Annotated in this window: 19 protein-coding genes; 13 read left to right on the top strand and 6 right to left on the bottom strand. The window is 50.4% G+C overall.

Features of this window, described 5'->3' with window-relative positions:
• Together L3K52_18130 and L3K52_18125 are read left to right on the top strand one after the other, a co-directional pair.
• Complete coding sequence (locus tag L3K52_18130) at positions 1–1,515, top strand: GNAT family N-acetyltransferase (GenBank protein ID UOG94034.1); 1,515 nt, start codon at positions 1–3, stop codon at positions 1,513–1,515.
• 2 nt (positions 1,516–1,517) lie between these two features.
• On the top strand, positions 1,518–2,573 hold the full coding sequence (locus tag L3K52_18125; GenBank protein ID UOG92082.1) for an acyltransferase: 1,056 nt from the start codon (positions 1,518–1,520) through the stop codon (positions 2,571–2,573).
• Here L3K52_18125 and L3K52_18120 read toward each other — a convergent pair.
• Both L3K52_18120 and L3K52_18115 read right to left on the bottom strand, forming a co-directional pair.
• On the bottom strand, positions 2,570–3,397 hold the full coding sequence (locus tag L3K52_18120; GenBank protein ID UOG92081.1) for an undecaprenyl-diphosphate phosphatase: 828 nt from the start codon (positions 3,395–3,397) through the stop codon (positions 2,570–2,572). The genes L3K52_18125 and L3K52_18120 overlap by 4 nt on opposite strands.
• A 32-nt stretch (positions 3,398–3,429) precedes the next feature.
• Complete coding sequence (locus L3K52_18115) at positions 3,430–4,548, bottom strand: SAM-dependent methyltransferase (protein UOG92080.1); 1,119 nt, start codon at positions 4,546–4,548, stop codon at positions 3,430–3,432.
• 47 nt (positions 4,549–4,595) lie between these two features.
• On the opposite strand from L3K52_18115, the gene L3K52_18110 reads away from it, so the two are divergent.
• Positions 4,596–5,339 (top strand): pteridine reductase, encoded by a 744-nt coding sequence (locus L3K52_18110; protein UOG92079.1) that lies wholly within the window; start codon positions 4,596–4,598, stop codon positions 5,337–5,339.
• A gap of 8 nt (positions 5,340–5,347) precedes the next feature.
• Here the strand turns inward: L3K52_18110 and rfaH are convergent, their stop codons facing one another.
• Positions 5,348–5,851 (bottom strand): transcription/translation regulatory transformer protein RfaH, encoded by a 504-nt coding sequence (rfaH, locus tag L3K52_18105; protein UOG92078.1) that lies wholly within the window; start codon positions 5,849–5,851, stop codon positions 5,348–5,350.
• A gap of 302 nt (positions 5,852–6,153) precedes the next feature.
• Between rfaH and L3K52_18100 the strand changes: the two genes are divergently transcribed.
• The 4 genes from L3K52_18100 to L3K52_18085 are packed head-to-tail and all read left to right on the top strand — an operon-like array spanning position 6,154 to position 9,789.
• Positions 6,154–6,819, top strand: a complete 666-nt coding sequence (locus L3K52_18100; protein ID UOG92077.1) for an ABC transporter ATP-binding protein — start codon at positions 6,154–6,156, stop codon at positions 6,817–6,819.
• Complete coding sequence (locus L3K52_18095) at positions 6,816–7,577, top strand: ABC transporter permease subunit (GenBank protein ID UOG92076.1); 762 nt, start codon at positions 6,816–6,818, stop codon at positions 7,575–7,577. Before L3K52_18100 ends, L3K52_18095 begins: the two co-directional genes overlap by 4 nt.
• 6 nt (positions 7,578–7,583) lie before the next feature.
• Complete coding sequence (locus L3K52_18090) at positions 7,584–8,984, top strand: GldG family protein (GenBank protein UOG92075.1); 1,401 nt, start codon at positions 7,584–7,586, stop codon at positions 8,982–8,984.
• Position 8,985: 1 nt separating this feature from the next.
• Entirely contained in the window at positions 8,986–9,789 is an 804-nt protein-coding gene (locus L3K52_18085; protein ID UOG92074.1) for a DUF4340 domain-containing protein, read from the top strand.
• Positions 9,790–9,840: 51 nt separating this feature from the next.
• Here the strand turns inward: L3K52_18085 and L3K52_18080 are convergent, their stop codons facing one another.
• The 3 genes from L3K52_18080 to L3K52_18070 form a co-directional block, all read right to left on the bottom strand.
• Positions 9,841–11,880, bottom strand: coding sequence for a DEAD/DEAH box helicase (locus L3K52_18080; GenBank protein UOG92073.1), 2,040 nt, complete (start codon positions 11,878–11,880; stop codon positions 9,841–9,843).
• 65 nt (positions 11,881–11,945) lie between these two features.
• The gene (locus L3K52_18075; protein UOG92072.1) at positions 11,946–13,283 is read right to left on the bottom strand and encodes a prolyl oligopeptidase family serine peptidase; all 1,338 of its coding nucleotides are present in this window, start codon (positions 13,281–13,283) and stop codon (positions 11,946–11,948) included.
• A gap of 91 nt (positions 13,284–13,374) precedes the next feature.
• The gene (locus L3K52_18070) at positions 13,375–14,166 is read right to left on the bottom strand and encodes an enoyl-ACP reductase (GenBank protein ID UOG92071.1); all 792 of its coding nucleotides are present in this window, start codon (positions 14,164–14,166) and stop codon (positions 13,375–13,377) included.
• Between the two features lie 65 nt (positions 14,167–14,231).
• Between L3K52_18070 and L3K52_18065 the strand changes: the two genes are divergently transcribed.
• The 6 genes from L3K52_18065 (at position 14,232) to L3K52_18040 (ending at position 23,132) form a co-directional block, all read left to right on the top strand.
• Positions 14,232–16,082 carry a peptide-binding protein gene (locus L3K52_18065; protein UOG92070.1) on the top strand — a complete coding sequence of 617 codons (1,851 nt, stop codon included), beginning with the start codon at positions 14,232–14,234 and terminating at the stop codon, positions 16,080–16,082.
• Between the two features lie 15 nt (positions 16,083–16,097).
• Positions 16,098–17,276 (top strand): glycosyltransferase family 4 protein, encoded by a 1,179-nt coding sequence (locus L3K52_18060; GenBank protein UOG92069.1) that lies wholly within the window; start codon positions 16,098–16,100, stop codon positions 17,274–17,276.
• Between the two features lie 7 nt (positions 17,277–17,283).
• Positions 17,284–18,015 (top strand): Crp/Fnr family transcriptional regulator, encoded by a 732-nt coding sequence (locus tag L3K52_18055; protein UOG92068.1) that lies wholly within the window; start codon positions 17,284–17,286, stop codon positions 18,013–18,015.
• Positions 18,016–18,042: 27 nt separating this feature from the next.
• Positions 18,043–19,920, top strand: coding sequence for a FecR domain-containing protein (locus L3K52_18050; GenBank protein UOG92067.1), 1,878 nt, complete (start codon positions 18,043–18,045; stop codon positions 19,918–19,920).
• A 77-nt stretch (positions 19,921–19,997) separates the two neighbouring features.
• On the top strand, positions 19,998–21,896 hold the full coding sequence (locus L3K52_18045) for an adenylate/guanylate cyclase domain-containing protein (GenBank protein UOG92066.1): 1,899 nt from the start codon (positions 19,998–20,000) through the stop codon (positions 21,894–21,896).
• Positions 21,897–22,112: 216 nt separating this feature from the next.
• The gene (locus L3K52_18040) at positions 22,113–23,132 is read left to right on the top strand and encodes a hypothetical protein (protein UOG92065.1); all 1,020 of its coding nucleotides are present in this window, start codon (positions 22,113–22,115) and stop codon (positions 23,130–23,132) included.
• The last annotated feature ends 305 nt before the right edge of the window (positions 23,133–23,437 follow it).

The raw sequence follows: 23,437 nt of genomic DNA, 5'->3' as shown, positions 1-23,437 counted from the left end.
GTGCAATGCCTGCTGCCTGCGGAAAACGAGGTGTTTTGGCTGACGGGGAGTGCGATTAAAAAAGCGCATACGCTGTTGGGGCAAGAGTGTGATGCGTTGGTATTTGATGCGCATAGTGGCTTTGATGTGAATGCGTTTGCGGCGGTCAGCGGCACGTTGCGCGGTGGCGGGACGTTGTTTTTGCTGATACCACCGTTGGATGCGTGGGCGGATTTTCCTGACCCCGATTATCGGCGGTTTATTCCTTATCCTTATCAGCCGGAAGACGTGCGGGGGCGGTTTTTGCAGCGCTTGGTGCGGTTGTTGCGGGAAGAGGGCGTATGCAATACGCCCCTACGAAGACCCTCCCTTGTAGGGGCGTATTGCATACGCCCTCTTCAAAGCAAACAATCAATAGCCATACAAACCATTATCCAAGCCAATGCGCCGGTGGTACTGACGGCTGATCGCGGGCGCGGGAAATCGGCAGCGTTGGGCATGGCGGCGAGTCAGTTGCAGGCGGCGGGAAAGCGAGTGTTGTTAACTGCACCGTCACGGGCGACGGTGGCAACTGTTTTCAAACATGCCGAAAATCCCCCTTCATTTTTTGCTCCCGATGATTTGCTGCAAACCTTGCCACAAGGCGATGTGTTGTTGGTGGATGAGGCAGCGGCGATTCCTGTGCCGATATTGTTGAAAATGCTGGAACATTACCCGCGTTGCGTGTTTTCCACTACCTTGCACGGGTATGAGGGGAGCGGACGTGGGTTTGCATTACGTTTTCAGAAAGAACTGGATGCGCGTGTTGCGGGTTGGCAGGCAGTGCGGTTACACACGCCGATCCGTTGGGCGGAAAACGACCCACTGGAGGGCTTCATCAATCAGGCGTTATTGTTGGATGCGGATGTGGAAGAGGGCGTATGCAATACGCCCCTACATTTTTTGTACCGTCAATTAAACCGAGACGAACTTGCCCACAACGAACCTTTACTTCGCCAACTCTTCGGCTTGCTGATCACCGCTCACTACCAAACGCGCCCTTCCGATCTGCGCCAGATGTTGGATGCACCCGACATTTCCATTCACATCCTTGAACAGCACGGCGTGATCCTGGCAGTCGCCTTACTGTCCCGTGAAGGCGGTTTGGATGCGGAACTGACTGCTGCGATTCACGCCGGAATGCGCCGCCCCCACGGACACCCCATCCCGCAAACCCTCACCTTTCACGCGAAAATCCCCGGTGCGGCAACCTTGATTTGCGAGCGGGTGATGCGGATTGCGGTGCATCCTGACTGGCAAAATCACGGTCTGGGTGCGCACTTGTTGCAACATCTGTTAGGATTCGCCACCCACAGCGGGGCAGATTACATGGGGGTTAGTTACGCCATGACTCCGCCATTGCTGCGCTTTTGGGAACGTGCGGGGTTTGTATTGGCACGGGTCGGGTTTCGCAAAGATACTGCCAGCGGTAGCCGTTCGGTGGTGCAAGTGAAAGCCTTGAGTGCGGCGGCAGCGTTATTGTTCAAAGGGTTATGAGCGTGGAAAAAGTTTTAGTGAGTGGGCAGCGGTTTCTTGCCCTCGATGCGCTGCGCGGTTTGGCAGCATTGTCGGTGGTGTATTTTCATGTCTACGGTGGCTTGGGTTATCTGGCGGTGGATTTCTTTTTGGTGTTGAGTGGTTTTATCCTCGCGCACCGTTATTTATACAGTGATAAGCCCACTAGCGCGGCGGTGTTTATTAGCCATCGGCTTGCGCGTTTGTATCCGTTGCATCTTTACACGCTGCTGGTGTTTGTGTTGGTGCATTGGTTGATGTATTGGACGATGCCGAGCTTTCCTGATGGTGCATTGTTTACGTTTGTGCAGCATCTGACCCTGACGCATAACATTGGTCTGAGTCCACACGGGCTGACGTGGAATTACCCCAGTTGGTCGGTATCGGTGGAGTTTTGGGTCAATATTCTGTTTATTTTTCTGATTTCCCGCAAAACCTCCAGTGGCTGGTTATTTTTATTGAGCACGTTTGGCTTGGTAAGTTTGCTGAAGTTGCACGGTAATTTGAATGCGCAGGCGGAGACGTACCTCAGTATTATTAATGCGGGGATGTTGCGGGGAATGGCATCGTTTTTATTGGGTATTTTGGCTTATCGTGTGTACCTGTTTTACCGGGATGATTGGCGGGTGGCGCGGTATGCGGTTTGGTTGGAAGGGGCTTGTGTATTGGCGGTCGTCGGCATTCTCTGGAGTCGCACCGGGGATTCAGTGGGGATGGATGTTTTCGTGCCATATTTGGCGCTGTTGATGGTGGCAATTTTCGCCTTTGAACAAGGCTGGTTGTCGCGTGGTTTGCGTAAATTGGCGTATTTGGGGGAGATTTCCTATTCGGTTTACCTGAATCATTTGGTCGTTATCATGATTTTCCGCCACCTAGCTCCGCAATACGGTTGGGATAAGCCGATGATTTTGGGCTTAACGTTGGTGACAGTGTTGGTGTATTCGCACTTTACTTACCGTTATTTGGAAATTCCGTTGGGTAAAAAAATGCGGCGCGGGTTGGAGGCGTTGGTAGCCAAGCCCGCGCCGCCGCCCGTTTAGTGGACTGTCCACTCCACCAATCCGGTGTAAGCGGTAATAATAACAATGATGCCAAAGGCAATTCGGTACCACGCGAATACCGTGAAATCGTTGTTGCTAACGTAACGAATCAACGCCCGTACCGCAATCATGGCGCTGATGAAGGCAAACACAAAACCGACTGCCCATGCGCCCATGTCATCCATGCTCAACAACGCGCGTTCTTTGTACATGGAATAGACCGAGGCTATCCCCAAGGTTGGTACGGCAAGAAAGAATGAAAATTCCGCCGCTGCTTTACGTGACAGCCCAAAAAACAGCCCACCGATAATGGTTGAGCCTGAACGCGACATCCCCGGAATCAGGGCAACTGCTTGCGCTAAACCGAGCTTCAACGCATCTTGGGGGCGAATATCATCCACGGTTGCAATGGTAACGTTATGCTGGCGTTTTTCCGCCCACAAAATGATAAACCCCCCGACGATGAATGCAATCGCCACGGGCACCGGGTTAAACAAAACGGCTTTGATCATGTCACCAAACATCAAGCCCAATACCGCTAACGGCAAAAACGCAATCGCTAAGTTAATCAGTAGGCGGTTGGCAACGGGGTCACGCCCAATGCCCGCGAAGGTGCTGATGAAACGGGTGCGGTATTCCCAAATTACCGCGAGAATAGCGCCTAATTGAATGGCAATTTCAAACACGCCGCGTTTGTCGTGATCCATAAAGTTCATCAAGTCACCGGCGAGAATCAGGTGTCCGGTACTGGAAACCGGCAAAAATTCGGTTGCGCCTTCCACTAGCCCCATGACAGCGGCTTTCAGCAGTAAAAGAAAATCCATAAATGTCCTTTGGTGTGTATTTAGTCGCGAGATTATAAGCGATGTTGCTGGCTGCCCAATCGAAAACCTTGCAGTTCTGGCATAAACCCCCGACTAAATGCCATGACCTTGAAACGTTCGCCCATTTCGGCGGGCAGGCTTAAGGTGCGTACTTGTTGGGCGAGTGGGTATTGCTTATTCGGATTGGCTTCCAGTGCTTGCATGAATACGGTTTCCAAGCCGCTGTTGGCGAGGAACATCGCTTGGGTGGTGTAGCCTGCCAATTCCAAACCCGCATCCAGCCCCGCATTTGCCACCGCAGTGAAGTCGACGCTGGCGGTAATGTCTTGCAAACCGGGGTAAATCAGTGGGTTGGCGTGTACACGGTGTTGGTAATGGCATAGCAATGTGCCTGCGGTGCGTTCCGGTCGGTAATAATCGGCGTGTTCGTAACCGTAGTCGATTAGCAGCAAGACGCCTGCGGCGAGGGTGTCTGCCATGCTGCGCATCCAGGCGGGCAGGGCAGGGTTGAATTCAGAGGTGTAGTTGCCCTCTACGGCGACTAATGCAAAATCTTGAGCTTGTGTAGTGACGTGACGAATGACTTTTTCGCCATCGACCAGCGTAAACAATTCCACTGGCATCGCATCCAGCACCTCGTTGCCCACAATCACGCCGCGTAGTGGGGTTGCAGGCAAGCGGTCTAACCATTCCACCCGCTCCAGCAAATGTGGCACGTGTTTTTGCAAGGTTTGGCGTTGGCGGTCGCGTAATTCGGGGCTGAGATCCAATATCAGGTAATGGTCAGGTAAGCAGCCGATGTTTTCCAAATGTGCCAGCATATCCGCTGCCATGATGCCGCTGCCCGCACCCAATTCCAGTATGTCGCCGCCGCCAAGTTCGGTCAGTACTTGCGCACATTGGTTGGCAAGGCATTGCGAGAAGAGCGGGGAAATTTCCGGTGCGGTGATGAAATCGCCTGCCTGCCCGATTTTGCGTAAACCGGCGACGTAATAGCCCAAGCCCGGTTCGTAGAGCGCCATTTGCATGAAATGGTGGAAGGAAATGCTACCACCGTTGCGTTCAATTGCCGCACGGATGCGTTGGGCGAGTTGTTCGCTGTGGGCTAATGCCTCGGCGGAAGGTGTGGGTAATGTGTCGGTAACGCGCATGTCAGGTTATGATGGTGGAAAATACAAAGCTTAACAGAAGGTATGGCATGGCGACATTACAAGGTAAAGTAGCACTCCTCACAGGCGCAGCCCGTCGCATCGGCGCCGAAATCGCCCGCACGCTCCACAGCTCAGGTGCAACCGTCGTCATCCACTACCGCAATTCCGCAACGGATGCCGAACAACTGCAAGCCGAATTAAACGCGCAACGTGAAAACGCCTGCTTTTTAGTGCGCGGTGATTTACGCGACATCGCCAGCATCCCCAACTTAATCACGCAAACCCTTGAACAAGCGGGCAGATTAGATATTTTGGTAAACAATGCCTCATCGTTTTACCCCACGCCCTTAGCCACCGTGACCGAACAACAGTTTGATGACCTGATCGGCACCAACCTGAAAGCGCCGCTCTTCATGGCGCAAGCCGCCGCGCCGCATTTACAAGCCAATCACGGCTGCATAATCAATATGGTCGATATTCACGGAATGCGCCCCTTGCAAGGTTACGCGGCCTATTGCACTGCCAAAGCCGGTTTGTTGATGTTGACCCAAGTGCTGGCACGCGAATTAGGGCCGGATGTGCGGGTGAATGGCATTGCGCCCGGCGCGATCTTGTGGCCGGAAATGCCCGCTAATCACGCGATGCACGCCGAAATTCTGGCGAAAACGGCCTTGAAACGTGAAGGCAGCCCCGCCGATATTGCCAAAACCGTACTATTTTTGGTGCGCGATGCGGATTACATCACCGGACAAGTCATCCCCGTTGATGGGGGACGCTTGCTTAACCACTAGCACGGTACTCAGGCGGCGTACAAATGCCCCGGATTCAATTTCAATTTGGTGGGCTTGTGGAGAATTTCCAGCAACACAATAACCCGCTCTTCGCCATCGTATTTTTGGAAAATCGCTTCCAAACCTCGGAAAGGGCCTTCGGTGATCACGACTTTATCGCCGCTGTGGTAGCGATCGAGATCAATCGCACGCTCACCAAATAACGTTTCTTGATCTTTGAGGGTGGCTATCAGTGTGTCAGGTACGCGTGCTGCTTCGGTGCCGAAGCGCACAAAACTGCTAATGCCGGTGGTGGAACGAATGGGTGCCCAGTTATCATTCACGCCGTCATCCAAATGAATGAACAGGTAACGTGGAAACAGGGATTCAATTTTGGTGATCACTTTGCCGCGTTGGGTACGCAAGCGTTTAGCCAGTGGTCGATAAACTTCATAGCCTTGATTGCGCAGTTGAAATTCTGCCACTTCATCCTTGTGCGGTTTGCTGGTCAGCAAGAACCAGTTTCTAGCCATTTCGACACTCATGTTTGATACCTTTAGTAAGCCCAACTAAACCTTTCGTCAACGCTGCACTGGTCAAATCCCCAAACCTGAGAAGTGTTTTTCGCGTTACAATGGCTTCAGTCTATTCGATATGCTGTTAAGTTCAACCCCCAAAATCATAGAAAATTTTTATCAATTATGTGTTTTCATTAATGAAGGCTGAATCAACAAGGGCAAGTCACATGATAAATCATCAAGATAGGTTGATTAGTGCAGTAGGATTATCACGCTACTACAGCGAGCACTGCGCCGTAAATAATTTGGAAGTTGTCTTGGACAAAGGCGAGGTCTTGGGCTTACTGGGGCCGAATGGTGCGGGGAAATCAACCACCATGCAAATGTTGACCGGCAATCTTGCCCCTAGCACGGGTGAAATTAAGATCAATGGCATTGATTTATTGGATGAACCACGTAAGGCCAAGCAGCAACTCGGCTATTTGCCGGAACAGCCGCCGGTGTACCGCGATTTGACGGTGAGCGAATACCTGCATTATTGCGCCCGTTTGCGTAACGTTCCCGCCGCGCAGTGTCGCAAGGCAGTGGATTACGCCAGTGAGCGTTGTGGTTTGCAAGCGGTTAATAAGCGGCTGATTGGCAACCTTTCCAAGGGATTTCGGCAGCGGGTGGGGATTGCACAGGCCATTTTGCATAATCCAGCGGTGGTGATTTTGGATGAGCCGACGGTCGGTTTGGACCCGATTCAAATTCGCGAAATTCGCAGCCTGATCCGCGAATTGGGTAAGGATCACGGCATTATTTTGTCGACCCACATTTTGCCGGAAGTGCAGGCGGTGTGTGATCGGGTGCAAATTCTTAATCGGGGTAAAACGGTGTTTAACGGTACGTTGGATGGGGTGGAATCCTTGGAAAAAGTGTTTTTCGACCTGATTTTCCGCGAAGAAGCACTGAGCGATGCGCAGCAGGAGGTGGCAGCATGAGGGCTATTTGGGTAATTGCGAGTACCGAATTTCGCCGCATGTTTGTGTCGCCATTAGCGTGGAGCATTTTGGCGGTGGTGCAGTTTATTTTGGCGTGGATGTTTTTGCTGGGGGTGAATGAATACACCTTGCAAACGCAAGCGACGGCAGTGGGGGCGGAGGATATGGCGGGGATTAGTGAGGCGCTGATTCCGTTTTTGTTTTCGACCGCCGCGTCGATTATGTTGGTGGTCACGCCGTTGATTACGATGCGCTTATTTGCGGAAGAGCGCATGAATCAAACCTTGATTTTATTGACGTCTTCGCCGGTTTCGAATACGCAGATTGTGTTGGGTAAGTATTTGAGCGTACTGGGTTTTGTAGTGCTGTTCGTGGCGTTAGTGGCATTGATGCCGCTGTCGTTGGCGCTGGCGACCCCGTTGGATTGGGGGCAATTAGCCGCCGCATCCTTGGGGTTGCTGTTGTTATTGGCAGCGTTTGCGGCAGCGGGTTTGTTTTTATCCTCGTTGGCGCGGCAGCCGGTGATTGCTGCTGTCACGACGTTTGGTTTTTTGCTGCTGTTGGATGTGTTGTATCAGTCGGGGAATGCGCAAGGGTCGGCGAGTGAATTGTTTGTGTATTTGTCGGCATTTGGGCATTTTTTGTCGTTCGCCAGCGGTATGTTTAATAGCACTGATCTGGTGTATTACGGGCTGTTTATTGCGGGGTTTCTGATTTTGACCATCCGCAAACTCGATAATGATCGGTTACAGGGGTAAGCAACAATGAAAATGAATAAAACTTCCCACCGTTGGATTGGGCTGCACAATGCTATTTTCTATCTGTTATTGGTGCTGATTATTGGGCTGTTGGGTTTTTTGAGTCGCGAATTTACGTTTGTGGCGGACTGGACGCAAAGTGGTCGCAATAGCCTGTCTGCGCCGACGCAGACGTTGCTGAAAAATCTGGATCAGCCGTTGGCGTTTATTGCCTACATTCCCGATAACCCGACCTTGCAGACGCAAGTGAAGGATTTGGTGGCGAAATACCAGCGCGTGAAGCCGGATACCACGCTGGAATTTGTGAACCCTGATCTTGATCCCGCACGGGCGCAGCAAGATGGGATTGAGCATTCCGGGCAGTTGGCGATTCATTTGGGGGAACGCAGCGAGGTAATGGATTCTGCCAGTGAGCAAACCATCGGCAATGCGATTCAGCGCATGAGTCGGGGCGGTGAGCGTTTGGTGGTGTTTTTGGAAGGGCATGGAGAACGCCAACCCTTGTCATCAGAATCCACCGGCATGTCGCAATTGGTGGCGCAGTTGCAACGCAGCGGATTTTTGGTGCAACCGCATAATCTGGTGCGCACGCAGTCGATTCCACAGAATGCCAGTTTTGCGGTGATTGCCGCGCCCCAACAGGATTTCTTGCCCGGTGAAGTCGCGGTATTGAAAACCTATGTGGAACAAGGCGGTAATTTGTTGTGGTTGCAAGACCCCGGTGGTTTGCACGGACTGCAAGTGCTGGAGGAATTGCTGGGTGTGCAAATCCACACCGGCACGGTGATTGATGCCAATGAAGATTTGCAGGCGATGTTGGGAATTAATCACCCTGCGGTCGTGCCTGTGGTCGATTACGGCAAAGCGGAGCTGGTGAGCAAACTGGCAGGCAAGCAAACCGTGTTTCCGTTTGCAACGATGGTGGCGCGTGACCCGCAAGCCGAAACAAAAGATGGCGCTCTTATCTGGCAAGCAGAGGAGTTTCTGTACACCTTGCCTGCGAGTTGGTTGGAAAGCAGCGGGGTATTGGAAGGCGCGGTGAAATTCGACGAGGGCAGCGATGATCAGCCGGGGCCAGTGCCGCTCGGCGTGAGTTTGGTACGGCAGTTGGAAACGGTCGCTGAGCGCAGTCGAAGCGAACAGCGGGTTGTCGTGATGGGTGATAGCGATTTCATGCTGAACAGTTTCATTGGGCAGGGGGCGAACTTGGATCTTGCCAGCAATATTTTCAACTGGTTGAGTGCTGATGACAGTTTGCTGAAAGTCCCGGTGATTCGCGCCCCTGATACGCAATTGGCGTTGAGCGAAACCAGCGGTGCGGTGTTGGGTACGTTCTTCCTGTTTGTCTTGCCGCTGGGCTTATTGGCGGCAGGTTTGTGGATTTGGTGGCGCAGACGGAGACGTTGAGATGAGTAATGTGACACAAACGCGGCGTTGGGTGCTGAACCTTGCGCTGTTAGTGCTGGTGGGAGGCTTGGGGGCGTTAGCGTGGTGGCAAATGCAGCAACCGGCTGCCCAGCCCGACACTTTATTGCGCCTGACGCGGGGGGATATTACCCGCGTGACGATTACCCGCGCATTGGGGAGTGCCACGCCGGAAGTGATTCGGCTGGAACGCGCCGGGGAGCGTTGGCGAATGCTTGCGCCGAAACAGGTTGATGCTAACGCTACCCGCATCAGCCAATTGTTTACGCTCTTGGATGAAACCGTGACCGCCAGTTATGACGCGACAGGCAAAGACCTCAAGCAATACGGGCTTGAACCGGGCAGTGTTAGCCTCGCTTTCAATGCTGAAACCTTGGTATTTGGGGCGGAAAATCCCATTTCCCGCAAGCGTTACCTGTTGCATGATGGCAAGATCAAATTGGTATCGGAAGCGGTATTTGGTTTGCTGACGGGGGAGGCGACAAGCCTGGTGGCAAATAAACTCGTGCCGGAAGGACGCACGGTGAAAGCGGTGTCATTACCCGCCGGTTTCAATGCCAGTGCAGCGGGCTTGCTGCAAAAATGGCAATCCGCCGATGCGTTGCGGGTTGAGGCGTATGCGGGCGAGGCTAGTAAAGGTAAGGTTAAATTGACGTTGGACGATGGCAATGTGCCGACATTGGATTTATTGTCAGATGAGGGTGAACTTGTTTTGGCTAATATTGTCTCAGGTATACGTTACGTATGTGCCGAGCCACAGCGTAAGGCTTTACTACCCCTAAAATGAGCAAATCGTCGAATGGGCGATTTGCTCTAAATTTTTCATGTTTAGAAGGGATTAAAGATTTTCTGGTTTTCCTTTTCCCTTATTCGGTGTGCCTGTTTTTTTGATGACAGGCTTGCGTGCCGGTGGTTTGTCACCGCCAAACTTGGGCTTTTCGTCGGCAAAGCGCGGCTTGTCAGCACTGAACTTGGGTTTTTCGTCGGCAAAGCGCGGCTTGTCACCGCCTGCAAACGGGGCACGTTCCTTTTCAGTGCGTGGGCGACGATCGGGGCGATCACCGCCACGCGCTGCACCACCACCGTCACGGCGCGGCGGTGGGCCATCGCGACGTTGTGGCGGGCGACGGTCATCGCCACCACGGTCACGGCGTTGACCGCCACTACTGGGTTTGTTGGGGGAATAATCCGCTGCCGCTTCACCCGCTGGTTCGATATTCAGCAATTGCCCAGCGACGCGAGCGGTGCGCAATTCGTGCAGAATGTCTTTCGGCATTCCGGCAGGCAAATCGACCAAGCTGCAATCGTCTTGAATTTCGATATAACCGATGTAGCGGCTGTCTAAGCCTGCTTCATTGGCAATCGCACCGACGATATTACCCGGTTTGACGCCGTGCGAACGCCCAACCGCAATGCGGAAACGTTCCATTGGAATGGTGTCGTCGTCGCTGCTGAACGCGGAGTTGGCAGCGTTGGATTTGCGCTTGCCGGGGCGTTGTTCTTGCTCACGTTCACGCGCCGCATTTGGGTTGAAAGCCGGGTGATTTTTACGCTCTTCCAGCAACAAGGGCGAATCGCCTTGCAGCATTTTGGCAAGTGCCGCCGCAATTTCGAGTGCCGGAACATTGTGTTCGCGCTCGTACACTTCCAGCAATTGCGAGAAGAAATCCAAGCCTTCTTCTGCCAGCGTGTCGGTGATGCGTTGGCTGAACTGCGCAATCCGCATATTGTTGATGACATCAGTGGAGGGTAATTCCATCAGATCAATCGGTTTGCGGGTAGCGCGTTCGATGTTGCGCAGTAAGTGACGTTCACGCGGGGATACGAACAAAATCGCTTCGCCGCTACGTCCCGCACGCCCGGTACGACCGATGCGGTGAACGTAGGATTCGGTGTCGGTCGGAATGTCGTAGTTGATAACGTGGCTGATGCGTTCCACATCCAAGCCGCGTGCGGCTACGTCGGTGGCGACGAGGATGTCGATTTTGCCTTTCTTCAACTGGTCGATGGTGCGTTCGCGCACGTTTTGCGCAATGTCACCGTTGAGGGCGACCGCGTTGTAACCGCGTGCTTGCAGTTTGTCCGCCAGTTCCACGGTTTCATTTTTGGTACGCACGAACAGAATGACGGCATCAAACGGTTCAGCTTCGAGGATGCGGGTCAGCGCGTCGAGCTTGTGCAAGCCGCTGACCAACCAGTAACGCTGGCGGATGGTGTCGGCGGTGGTGGTTTTAACCTTGATTTTGACTTCGGCAGGGTCAGTCAAATAGCTTTGCGCAATGCGGTGAATCGCGGGTGGCATGGTCGCGGAGAACAGCGCAATTTGGCGTTGCGGCGGGGTTTGCTCCATGATCCATTCGATGTCATCGACGAAGCCCATGCGCAGCATTTCGTCAGCTTCATCCAGCACCAGTGCTTGCAAGCCGTCGAGTTTGAGTGAACCCCGGCGCAGGTGATCCATGACGCGACCCGGTGTGCCGACCACGACTTGTACGCCGCGTTCGAGTTGGCGGAATTGCGTGCGGTAATCTTGTCCGCCGTAAATCGGCATGACGTGGAAACCGGGGAGTTTGCCCGCGTATTTCTGAAACGCTTCGGCAACTTGAATCGCCAGTTCGCGGGTCGGCGCGAGGACGAGAATTTGTGGCCCGGTCTTGCTCATGTCCAATCGTGAGAGCAGGGGTAGGGCGAATGCAGCAGTTTTACCTGTGCCGGTTTGCGCTTGTCCGAGGACGTCGCGACCTGCCAGCAGGTAAGGGATGGTTTCAGCTTGAATGGCTGACGGGGTTTCATAGCCGAGGTCTAGGACGGCTTGCAGCACGGGGGCGGCAAGACCGAATTCGGCGAACGTGGGAGGTGTGTTTGTTTCTGGGGACATGGGGCTTCAGAGTGAGGAGGAAACCAGATATTATGCGCTAGTTTCCTCCTAAGATAAACGCCTTTCTACAAATCCCGTGCAAAGCCACCGAAGTATTGCAACATGGTTTGCGCGTAAGGCTTGATGCAATTGGTGTGGTCAGACGGGGCTGCGATGCATTCCGTTAGATCAAGGTCGGGCGTGCCTTTTGCCCGCATTCCTTCCAAGGCGCGGGTGGCATTGCCAAACGGTACCGTTGTGTCGTCGCGTCCATGGGTAAAGCGCGTCGGTGTTTTGGCTTGCCATTCGTAGACGCTGTTAGCTTTCATGGTGGCGTAGTCGTTTGCCATCCAATCCATTAAGAAAGTTTTGCTGAATTTTACATCGCTTTCTTTGGGAACTAGGATGTACATGATCAGGTCGACGGTGGCTTCGTCGATTTTGCCGGGGTATTTGGCAGCAATCGCAGGGCGGCTTAAACCCAATGCACCACCAGCGGCTGCCAGTAATGCTTTAGTGTTTAGCAGTTCATCAAGCGTATATTGCAAGTCGTATGGCCCCGCACCTGCTACGCTGGCAGTAATGGGTACGCCCGCCGTTTCAAGTGCTTGTTGTGCGGCAAGGGTGACGTAGCCGCCTTCGGAGTAGCCTGTCAAAAATAGTTGATCATTGAGCGGCTGACGTTGTTCAGCAAGCCATTGTCGCGCGGCAGTCAGGAAATCAGTTACCGATGCAGCGGATGGGGTTTTTTGCAAATAGGGATGATCTTGACCGCGTGATGCGCCATAACCAACATAATCCGCCGCGACGACCACAAAGCCTAATGAGGCAATGATATTAACGGGGGAAGTGGCGGCGGTGTCATTGCTGGGGGCTTCTTTGTCGAGGAAAACCGTGCCGTGTTGGAAGCTCAGCAACGGGCTTTTTGCGCCTGCTGATTTTTGTGGAACGGCGATGATGCCAGAGGCGGTGGTAAGTTTGCCGCCGCCGTCCACAGTCTGATAGGTCACGCGGTATTGTTTTACGTCATACACGGGGATAACGGCGGGCGCTTTGGCGGAAGGATCGCTGATGGCGGCGGTGCTGTCGAGCACGGTGTTGATTTTAACCAGTTGCCCGTCAAGCAATGCTCCGCGCGTATTGAGTATGCGCGGGGGAATGGGAGTGGGGGCAGGAGTGGGGGCAGGAGTGGGGGCAGGAGTGGGGGCAGGAGTGGGAGCAGGAGAAATTACTTGGGTTTCATTATCAATGCTGTTGGATGCGTCAGTTTGTCCGGTAGTGGTTTGTCCGGTAGTGGTTTGTCCGGTAGTGGTTTGTCCGGTAGTCGTGGAATTATCCCCTCCGCCACATGCACTAATTAGTAAGCTGCTGGCTAACAGCAAGGAAATGTGCTTCAGTAAGCCACGATAGGTTGTAAAAAACATTGGGGAATACTCCAGAACTATCAATATTAGGCAAAATATAGCTTATCGCCCGCATAAGTAAAGAGTTTAGTTCAAGTATTCCCCGCTGTCATTATTCCTCGCCCAACCCTGACATGCCGAGGATATTCCAACCGCCATCCACATAAGTGATTTCGCCCGTAATCCCCGATGCCAGATCAGAACACAGGAATGCCGCCGCATTACCCACTTCCTCAATGGTCACATTGCGGCGCAGTGGGGCGTATTTCTCGAAATGATCCAACATTTTGCGGAAACCGGCGATACCCGACGCCGCCAAGGTGCGGATAGGCCCTGCGGAAATCGCATTGACGCGAATACCCTGTGGCCCCAAATCGGCTGCCATGAAACGCACGCCCGCTTCCAAACTCGCTTTCGCCATGCCCATGACGTTGTAGTTCGGAATCGCTGCCACCGCACCCAGATAGCTCAGTGCCAACATCGAGCCATTGCGCCCCGCCATCATGGGTTTGGCGCAACGTGCCAGTGCTAAAAAGCTATAAGCGCTAATATCGTGTGCAATGCTTGAGCCGTCGCGGGTGGTGTTATCCACAATACTGCCCGATAACTGCTCTTTAGGAGCGAACGCGATGGAATGCACCACAATATCCAAGCCATCCCAATGCTGAGCTAAGGTTTGGAAGGCGGCGTCAATGCTGGCATCTTCCGCCACTTCGCAGGGAATCACGATGCTCGAACCGAATTGTGCCGCGAATTTTTCCACGCGCCCTTTCAATTTATCGTTTTGGTAAGTGAACGCCAGTTCCGCGCCTTCGCGGTGCATGGCTTGTGCAATGCCGTAGGCGATGGAACGGTCGCTGGCGACCCCGGTAATCAATGCGCGTTTGCCGGTCAGAAAACCCATGTGAACTCCTGTTGCGTTAATGTTATGCTGTAATCCCCTGAATTATGCAGTAAATGAACAAGCGTATGCAAAAACGATCGAGTGCCACCAACGGCTTGCTGTATGTGTTGATCACCTTGGTCATTGTGTTGATGCTATTGACCATGTACCAAATTGATCGGCAATGGCTAAAATTGAGCGAAGTGCAAGCCACCATGACGGAACAAGCGAAAGACATTCGCGAATTGCGGGCAGCTTTAGCCAGTGGTGTGGTGCGTCAGCAGAGCGCGGACGCGGGTGCAGCATCCGACATTTCCCCCGCTTTCCAACGTGCTCACGTCATGACACAACAGCCGGATTATGCACAAGGCGATTGGTCGGTGGATGCCTTCGGCACTAACCTTAAAACGTTGACACCACTGGTTTCCGGCGATGCGTATGCGTCGGAAGTGCAAGGTTATGTGCTGGAAAGTTTGGTGACACGTAACCCTGAGACGCTGGCATGGGAAGGGCTGATCGCAAAAAGCTGGCAAGTTGGCCCTGACGGTTTAACGATTACCTTTCAGATGCGTGATGACGTGGCGTTTTCCGATGGTGTGCCGCTGACGGCGGATGACATTGTGTTCAGCTTCCAATTTATTATGACCGAGGCGATTAAAGCGCCGCGTCAACGTGCTTACCTCGACAAAATCAAAGAAGTCAAAGCGAATGGCAAATACGAAGTGGTGTTTGTGTACAAAGAGCCATACTTCGAGGCGTTTGATTTGGCGGGCGGCTTGAGCATTTTGCCGAAGCACTTTTATGAGCCGTATTTGCAAAAGCCGCAAGAGTTCAATGAATCCAAAGGTTTACTACTGGGCAGTGGTCCTTACCGTTTAGCCGATCCGAAGGGCTGGCGACCGGATGCGGGGAGTGTGGAGTTGGTGCGCAATGAGCGTTATTGGGGTGATGTGCAGCCGCCCTTTAACCGCGTGTTGTGGAAAATTATTCAGAATGACAGTGCGCGTTTGACCACCTACCGCAATGGGCAGATTGATGCGTATGGCGCTCGCCCGAATGAATACGCCAGTTTGAAAAATGACGTGCAAATTATGGATAAGAGCCATAATTTTGAATACATGCCGCCCGTGGCAGGGTACAGCTACATCGGCTGGAATCAGGAGCGTGATGGCAAACCCACGCGCTTTGCAGATAAGCGCGTGCGCCAAGCCATGTCGCATTTGACCGATGTGTCGCGGGTGATTCAGGATATTTTTCTCGGTTATGCCGAGCCAGCGGTTAGCCCGTTCAGCAATACCAGCAAGCAACATAATTCCAACTTGCAACCGTGGGAGTTCAATCTGGAAAAGGCGCAGGCGCTGTTGAAGGAAGTGGGTTACGAAGACCGCAACGGCGATGGTTTGCTGGAAGATCAGGCGGGTAAGCCGTTTGAATTCAAGCTGACTTACTTTGAGGCGAATGAAGATACCAAGCGCATGGTGTTGTTGCTGAAAGATTTGTATGCGCGAGCCGGGGTGAAATTAGAGCCGTTCCCGCAAGAATGGCCGGTGATGCTGGAGTCGTTGAATAAAAAAGACTTCGATGCGATCACCTTGGGCTGGACGAGTGGAATTGAAACCGACATTTTCCAGATGTTCCACAGTACCCAAGCGAAAACCGATGGCGATAACAGCATTAGCTATAAAAACCCTGAGCTGGATAAGCTGATTGACCAAGCGCGGGCAACTGTCAATGAGGCGGAGCGGATGCCGTTGTGGCAGCAAGCGGAGCGGATTATGGTGGACGATCAGCCGTACACGTTTTTAATGCGGCGGCAGTCGTTATCGTTTGTGGATAAGCGCATTCAGAACCTGCAAATGACCAAGCTGGGGCTGAATCGAGGGAGTTTGCCGTTGGAAAATTACGTGCCTGCGGCGATGCAGAAGTACACGCAGTAGGGCGTCAATAAATTAATGAGTATTAAACTTCTGGTTGATATTTGTCCATTGTTGCGCCGTCGAACGGGAGTCGGTAACTATATTTTTTACTTATTGCGTGAGTTGATTTGTGATAAGAGAGTCGATGATGTGGTGGGCATCTGTGGGATGCGGATATTAAATCGTCAACAATTATTGGTGTTTTTATTTCCAGAAAAGTCTAGTGTGCAGGAAGCGTTGACGTTGCCCAAAAGTGGCGGTGTGAAAAAAGTATTGAAACATGTGCCTTACATTAGGGAGCTTAATGGATATTGGCAGTCAGTCCGGTTGTATTATCGGCAGCGGCGTTATCAGGACTATGTTTTTTGGGGTGGGAACTATGTTATTCCCCAATTTTGGCACTATAAAAGCATATTGACGATTCATGACTTATCGCATATCCATTACCCTGATTGTCACCCTGTCGATCGTGTTAGATTTTTAAACAAATATTTACCCGCTACTGTACAGCGTGCTACTGTCATTACAGTCGTGTCTAATGCTACAGCGTTAGACGTGAATAAGTCTTTAGGGAAATCTTTGGTTCTTCCGCCTATTTTTGTAGTGAGTCCCGCTGTTGGTGAACATTTTTACAATTTAAGTGTCACACAAGAAGTGTTGATTTGCGCAAAATACAGTCTTCCTGAGCGTTTCATTTTATCGGTAGGAACCTTTGAGCCACGAAAAAATTTGATGCGTTTATTGGATGCTTATGCAGGTTTGCCTGAGGCATCGCGCAGGGCTTATCCTTTGGTGTTGGTGGGTGAGCAGGGTTGGTTAGCAGACGATATATTACGAAGAATAGAGTCAGTCGAAAATGTACGCTGGTTAGGGTATGTACCAGAAGAAGACGTTCCCTATTTGTATAAATTAGCGCATGTATTTGTGTACGTATCATTGTTTGAAGGGTTCGGTATGCCGATTCTGGAGGCTCTGTCAGTTGGAACGCCGGTGATTACTTCAAATCGTGGAGCGATGCAGGAGGCAGCAGGTGGCTTAGCACGTTTGGTGACGCCAGAAAACACTGAGGAAATAAGGTTAGCACTTGCAGAATACATAACTTTTACTAATATACTAGATGATTCGGGAATGGCGAGTGTTGCGCCTCAACATCGAGTAACGTGGGCGGCGCGTAAGGAAGACATGATCAATATTTTACAAGGCATGAGTATTTGATATTTATATGACTCCAACAAAATTAACAGTTGCATCGTTACGTAAGGTTTCCTTGCTGGAAGGGTTGGATGACGTTGCTTTAGGCATTATTCTTAAACAACTCACGGTACGCCGCTATGAAAAGCGCGATGTTATTTTGCAAAAAGGGGCAACAGATGGGGAGTTACTATTTCTGTTGGCGGGTCAGCTACACGTGGTAGACTATACTTTACAGGGAAAAGAGGTCTTTCTGCACGTTATTCAAACAGGTGATTATTTCGGCGAGTTGTCTGTGATTGATGGTGCTCCACGTTCTGCTTCTATTGTTGCAGTCAAAGAATCTGTGGTTGCTTTTTTATCTAAGCGACATGCATTGAACCTTTTCTACAATTATCCGTCTGTAATTGAGCGCTTGTTGATCAGGTTCGCGCAAGTTATCCGACAGGCATCTGGTCGTCAGATGTTGCTTAGCATTCCCTCTGCGCACGCTAGGGTCTATGTGATGTTGGCGAGGATGGTGCGTTCCCCTGATCTTCACGCGGAAACCAGTACAGTGACATTGGAAAATGTGCCGACACAACAGGAGATTGCAGGGATGGTGAATACAACGCGCGAAACGGTATCAAGAGCGATGCAAACGCTTGTAAAAGAGGGTATAATAAAGAGGGATAAAAGAAAAATAGTGGTTTTGCAACCTGAAGTACTAGAAGAACGAGCGATGCATGGCGAAGGATCGTTAGTCAAGGAAACAGAGGAATAGTTAGGGCTTCATTGGGAGATCAATATTATGAAATACATATCAGCGCTCGTAGGGGCGGTCACAGTCATAGGAGCAATCTTTATTGCTCAAGTAAGTGCCGACGAGTCTATGGATGTTTCATCACGCGCTTCAGTCGGTAAAGTAGTGTTTTTAGTGGGGCAAGCAGAATTACAGACGGATGACGGCTCCATTATGCCTATTTTTAAGGGGATGGACATTCCCGAAGGCAGTCGATTGATAGTTCACGACAGAAGTCAAGTCGGTTTGAGTATGATTGACGGCGCTACCGAACAAATTCGTGCAAATAGTGTGTTTGATATTGAAAAGTACTATTTTGATCCCGCGAACCTATCCGCCAGCGAAATTCGTCTTGAGCTAGTCGATGGCGAAGTAGTCAGTAAGACAGGTAAAGGTGGGCAGGCAGCTAAGCACCGTTATCGTCTCAACACACCGATTGCTGCTATTGGTATTCGTGGAACTGAATTTACGGTAAAAACTACTGATATGCAAACGCATGTTAGTTTGAGTTCTGGCGAGATTGTGATGTCTAGTTTTAATGCCAATTGTCAGCGTGTGGCGTTTGGGCCTTGTGGAGGAGATAGTGCGGAATCTCTCTCTGAGTCACAACGTGGATTAGCGTTAGTACTGAAGGTGGGGCAATTTAAACCAGCATTTGTTCCTGTTGCGCAACTGGGTCGTCTCGAATCTTCTGAGTCTGAAGCAGAAAATGCTGATGAGGCAAGCGACACCAAAACGGCAAGCGACACCAAAACGGCAAGCGACACCAAAACGGCAAGCGACACCAAAACGGCAAGCGACACCAAAACGGCAAGCGACACCAAAACGGCAAGCGACACCAAAACGGCAAGCGACACCAAAACGGCAAGCGACACCAAAACGGCAAGCGACACCAAAACGGCAAGCGACACCAAAACGGCAAGCGACACCAAAACGGCAAGCGACACCAAAACGGCAAGCGACACTAAAACGGCAAGCGACACCTCTACTACCAAAACACCTCCAGTAGTAAGCAATTTTGAGAATGTGACGCAGGTAATTACTGAAGCCAAACCAACCGTGTTAGGAAATGTGAATGCTGCAATCTCAGGCGGCACTGTTGAAGCGCTAGTTGATGCAGCCAAAGCTGAACAGCTATCTAAAGCAGTAGAATTGGCACAATTCGTTGTCCCTGCGGAGCAGCCGCAGCCCGTATCAGGCCCAACAGAGTCCGTTATTAACGTTGATGGTGATACCGTTGCACCTATACAGCAGCCAGCAGTATCAGGTCCGGCAGAGTCTGTTATTGATGTGGGTGGCGATACCATTGCACCTAAGATATCTCCTGCAGCACCTAAGTTACTTCCTGTCGCCACGCTGCCGCCAGTTAGTGCAGCACCTGTGGTCAAAATAGGTCGTTGGAATCCGGCATCTGGTGTTGGCGCGGTTCCTTTAAGTGAACAAGTTAATAAGGAATATGCGTTGATTACTTCAAATGCGTATTACGCAGTAACCCGTTTGAAAAATTATACTAATCAATTACCTGTAAAGCCTGCCAGTTATGCTTTCAAACAGGTTGGCTCTGAAGCATTTGTGCGAGAAGGTACGAAATACACTGCCGCAACCGTGAGCGATGCGAAATTGCGGATTAATGTAGAGAACAGTGATTCAGCGGTGTTTGCAACCGAGTTTAAATTATCATCAGATATTTACAATGATGTCATCTCAGCTACAGGTACTGTGTCTAAAGATGGGATTTTAACCGATGATCGTAAGGATAGATTTACAGTTATCCGTGGTGCAGTTGCTGGAGACAATACAACACTTCACAGTGCAGCGTATGGTTTCTATAAATCCATTGACACAAACAAAGATACGTTTGGTGGTATTACTTGGGAAATCGAATAATGATGATGGCTGAGTGTTCTTAAGTGCGAGGGTGGTTGCCTCACTTAAGTCGGCTGACATCGTTAGGTGTTGGTATATTGGTTCTGCTACTAGTGTCTGTTTGGAATCCCAGTGGTTTATACAGTAGTACGCAAACGCGTCTGTGGAATGCTTATCAACAATGGGGAGTTGCTGTCAATAAGCATTCCCCTTATGTTGTAGTAGTTCAGATTGACGCTGAAAGTATTAATGAGTTACGCAAACAGAAAAATGGTGAAGACTGGCCCTGGTCGCGTCAGCGCTACGCGGAATTACTGAAAATTTTGTTTAGTAAGTATGAAGTTGGCGTTGTTGGATTGGATATGTATATGCCTGATGACCGAGATGTCGAGGGTAATCAGGCGCTGCTCGCTATTTCTCAGCAGAAACCCGTGGTATTTGCCCAAGCCTTTGATTTAGAAAATCTCCCGGAAGATGCTTTTTTCAGTGGTCACCTAAGTGCTGGTTTAGCGATAACTGAGCCAGCCCTTGGCTCAATATTCCCAGTGGCGAATGGTTACATCGGTAACAATGAGTCGTTATCCAGCGCCCGCTGTGTAGGACATATTACCTCAATTAAAAATAACGAGGGAATGATTACACAAGTTAACCCTTTTGTGCGCTGGCAAAATCGTCTTTTTCCAATGTTGGCTTTGGAGATGCTGCGTTGTTATTCAGACGCAGATAAACCCTATGATTTCTCATTTACCGAACATCCTAACGGTTGGCAACTTGAATTGCGTCATTTATTAGGTGAAGGCTCTACTTCGCCGCTTGTGGTCGATAATGAAGGTAAGTGGCGAATACCGTATTTAATTCATAAAGATTATATTATTAGTATACCTGCTATTGATGTGTTACGCGGTGAGGTTGATTCAGAGTATATCAGTCGTTTAAAAAATGGCATGGTTTTTCTTGCAGGTACAGCACCAGGGTTAGGTGATCAGCAAGCGACTCCGCTACACAATAATGTTCCTGGTGTTAGCGTACATGTGCAGCTTTTAGATTGGTTATTGTCTAATAAAAGTAATTCGCCAAGTTTTTCTCTGGATAAAGGCTCGTGGCTTTTAGGCTTTGTAGGACTGGTTATACTGTATGCCATGTTGATGGGTGGGATCAGTGCTAGTGCAGTTGTGACTGTTACCGTATTAATGATTGTTGGATGGTTGGGTTTGGGGTTTTGGGTGTGGCTTGATTATCAATGGTTTTTGCCTATTCACCCAGTCATGTTGTTTTTATTTTTCTTGGTTTTTCAAATTCCCGTTGAATGGTGGATCGCACAACGTGCTGCTGGGCGTTTGCGGCATGTATTTCAGGATTATTTGCCTGCCGCGTTAGTGGATCATCTGGTGGATGATGGACGCACGGATTTATTGATTCCTAGCCGTCGCAATTTGACAATTCTGTTCGCTGATATTGCCAATTTTACGCAGCGGGCGGAATATTCTACACCGGAAGAAATTGCATCTTTAACCCAACAAATATTGGAATGCTTAACGCTGGTGGTGCATAAGCACGGAGGCACTCTCGATAAATACATGGGGGATGCTGCAATGGTATTTTGGAATGCTCCCTTTAATAATGAAGACCATGCAGACAAAGGCGTGCAAGCTGCTATTGATATGTTAGCAGCCATCAGCGCGTTTAATCAGAATTTAATACAACGTGATTTATTGAAAGGCGAGCCAATGTTGGTCAGAATTGGTGTGCATACTGGCGAAGTTATCGTCGGTGATTTAGGCACACGTTTCCGCCACGCTTATACCGCTATCGGTGATGCGGTGAATGTTACGGCACGTTTACAAACATTAGCTAGAGAAATCAAAGAGCCACTGGTGGTCAGTCAACAGACGGTTGAGTGCCTACGTCAGGAATACCCGTTGGTGAGTCGCGGGGCTATTGCTTTGAAAGGTCGAGAAAATCGCGTCGCTATTTACACGTTAAAACCATCTGAATAGCAGGGAGTTAGCTTGATGCAATGGGTTCGTTTTCAATATCGGTATAGTGTTGCGATAAGTTTAGGGCTGTTATTAACGTGTAGTTTGCCAAAATTTGTTATGGCCGAGCCAGTTCAAACGATTGATGTGGAATACTGGTTAGATAGTGCGGCTCAGGCATGTCAAGCCGGTGATCAAGCAACGTTAGATACGGTGAGTGATCAATTAAGGGGTTTAATGAATGAACCCTCCGTATTGGACGTTTCATTACAACGTTATATTCAACAATGGCTGGTCTTATTTCAGCACGGTGTTTGCTTGCCTGAGCAGTTGCAACAACGTACTTCCACGCCTGATAAAGCAGTTGAGGGACAGATAACATTATCCACATCAATAGGCTATTTGGATAATGTTAATCTGGGTACACGCCATGAAAATTTGAGTATCAACAATCCTTTTGGTGATGGAAAAGTTAATTTGCAAGTCGACGAACGCAGTCGCCCGCTGTCGTCTTCTTCTGTGAATGTTAGGGGGACTTATCAGGTGATGAATACTCACGGTGGCACTGATTATGCGGCGGCATTGCAACAAGTCTACCCCGATGAGCCGGATTACAATATGACGGGGTTAGCTGCCGGTCGTCAGTGGCAAGCGGATGAATCGGCTAAAGAGGCACATTTTTCGCTAGTCTCTGACCCTGATGGCAATACGCGAGCGAGTCTTGGCGGGGTTTACCACCAAGTATTGTCAATAGAAAATACCGATGTTGTGCGGAATACTCGTGCAAGTATTGGGGCGCGTTATGACGTTTACCCGCAACAAGCCGAACAAAATGCTGTTTTTGTGGATGCTGGAATCAAACGCCAACAATTATTGCCCGAAGGCGGGCAACTTTCGACTGGTATAGTGCTTAATTATGATCACGCGCTAGGGAGTCGCCCCGGCGGTAGTCGGGTTGGCTTGGATCTGTCCGGGAGTTGGAATGGTGAAAGTATGGCGGGTTGGTCACCTAGCCTAGGGGCTACTCTATCTTATAAGCGTGACGATGATGCCTATAACAGGGCGTTGTTCAGCGAGGGGGTGCGTAATCAAACCCAAGCGCGTTTGGAACTTGGTTTAAGTAAAAAAATAACGAATAGTAACCGTATTGCCGTCAAGTACACCCTAGACAAATCACAAGACCGTGAAATCCCCTTGTTTGATCTCCCCCTCGGCAATACGCTCGGCATCACGTTTGAGCATCAACTCGATCAATGACAATTCAGTCATAATTCTCTTCTTGCCTGATCGGCTTTGATTAGTATCAGTTTTTTCTGAAACCGCCAATCGTTTCAGCGATGATTTCTTGTTATTAATTAAGCTTTTTCTTGCCATTCATTATGCATAAAACTTTTACCACACCATGCTTTTGCTTATAAAATAAGCTAAATGTATTGATGTCATAAACAAATGTTGTGCATCGTGATGAGTGTCACATATTCGCAGATTAATCCTATGTATAGTTCATACCAAGTCGATGAGCGAAGCAAAACCTCAGACGGACTTGAATGTTTTGATAATGC

This window comes from Candidatus Thiothrix sulfatifontis, from assembly GCA_022828425.1.
Taxonomy (GTDB): domain Bacteria; phylum Pseudomonadota; class Gammaproteobacteria; order Thiotrichales; family Thiotrichaceae; genus Thiothrix; species Thiothrix sulfatifontis.
This window is presented reverse-complemented; position numbering and strand designations above follow the sequence as displayed.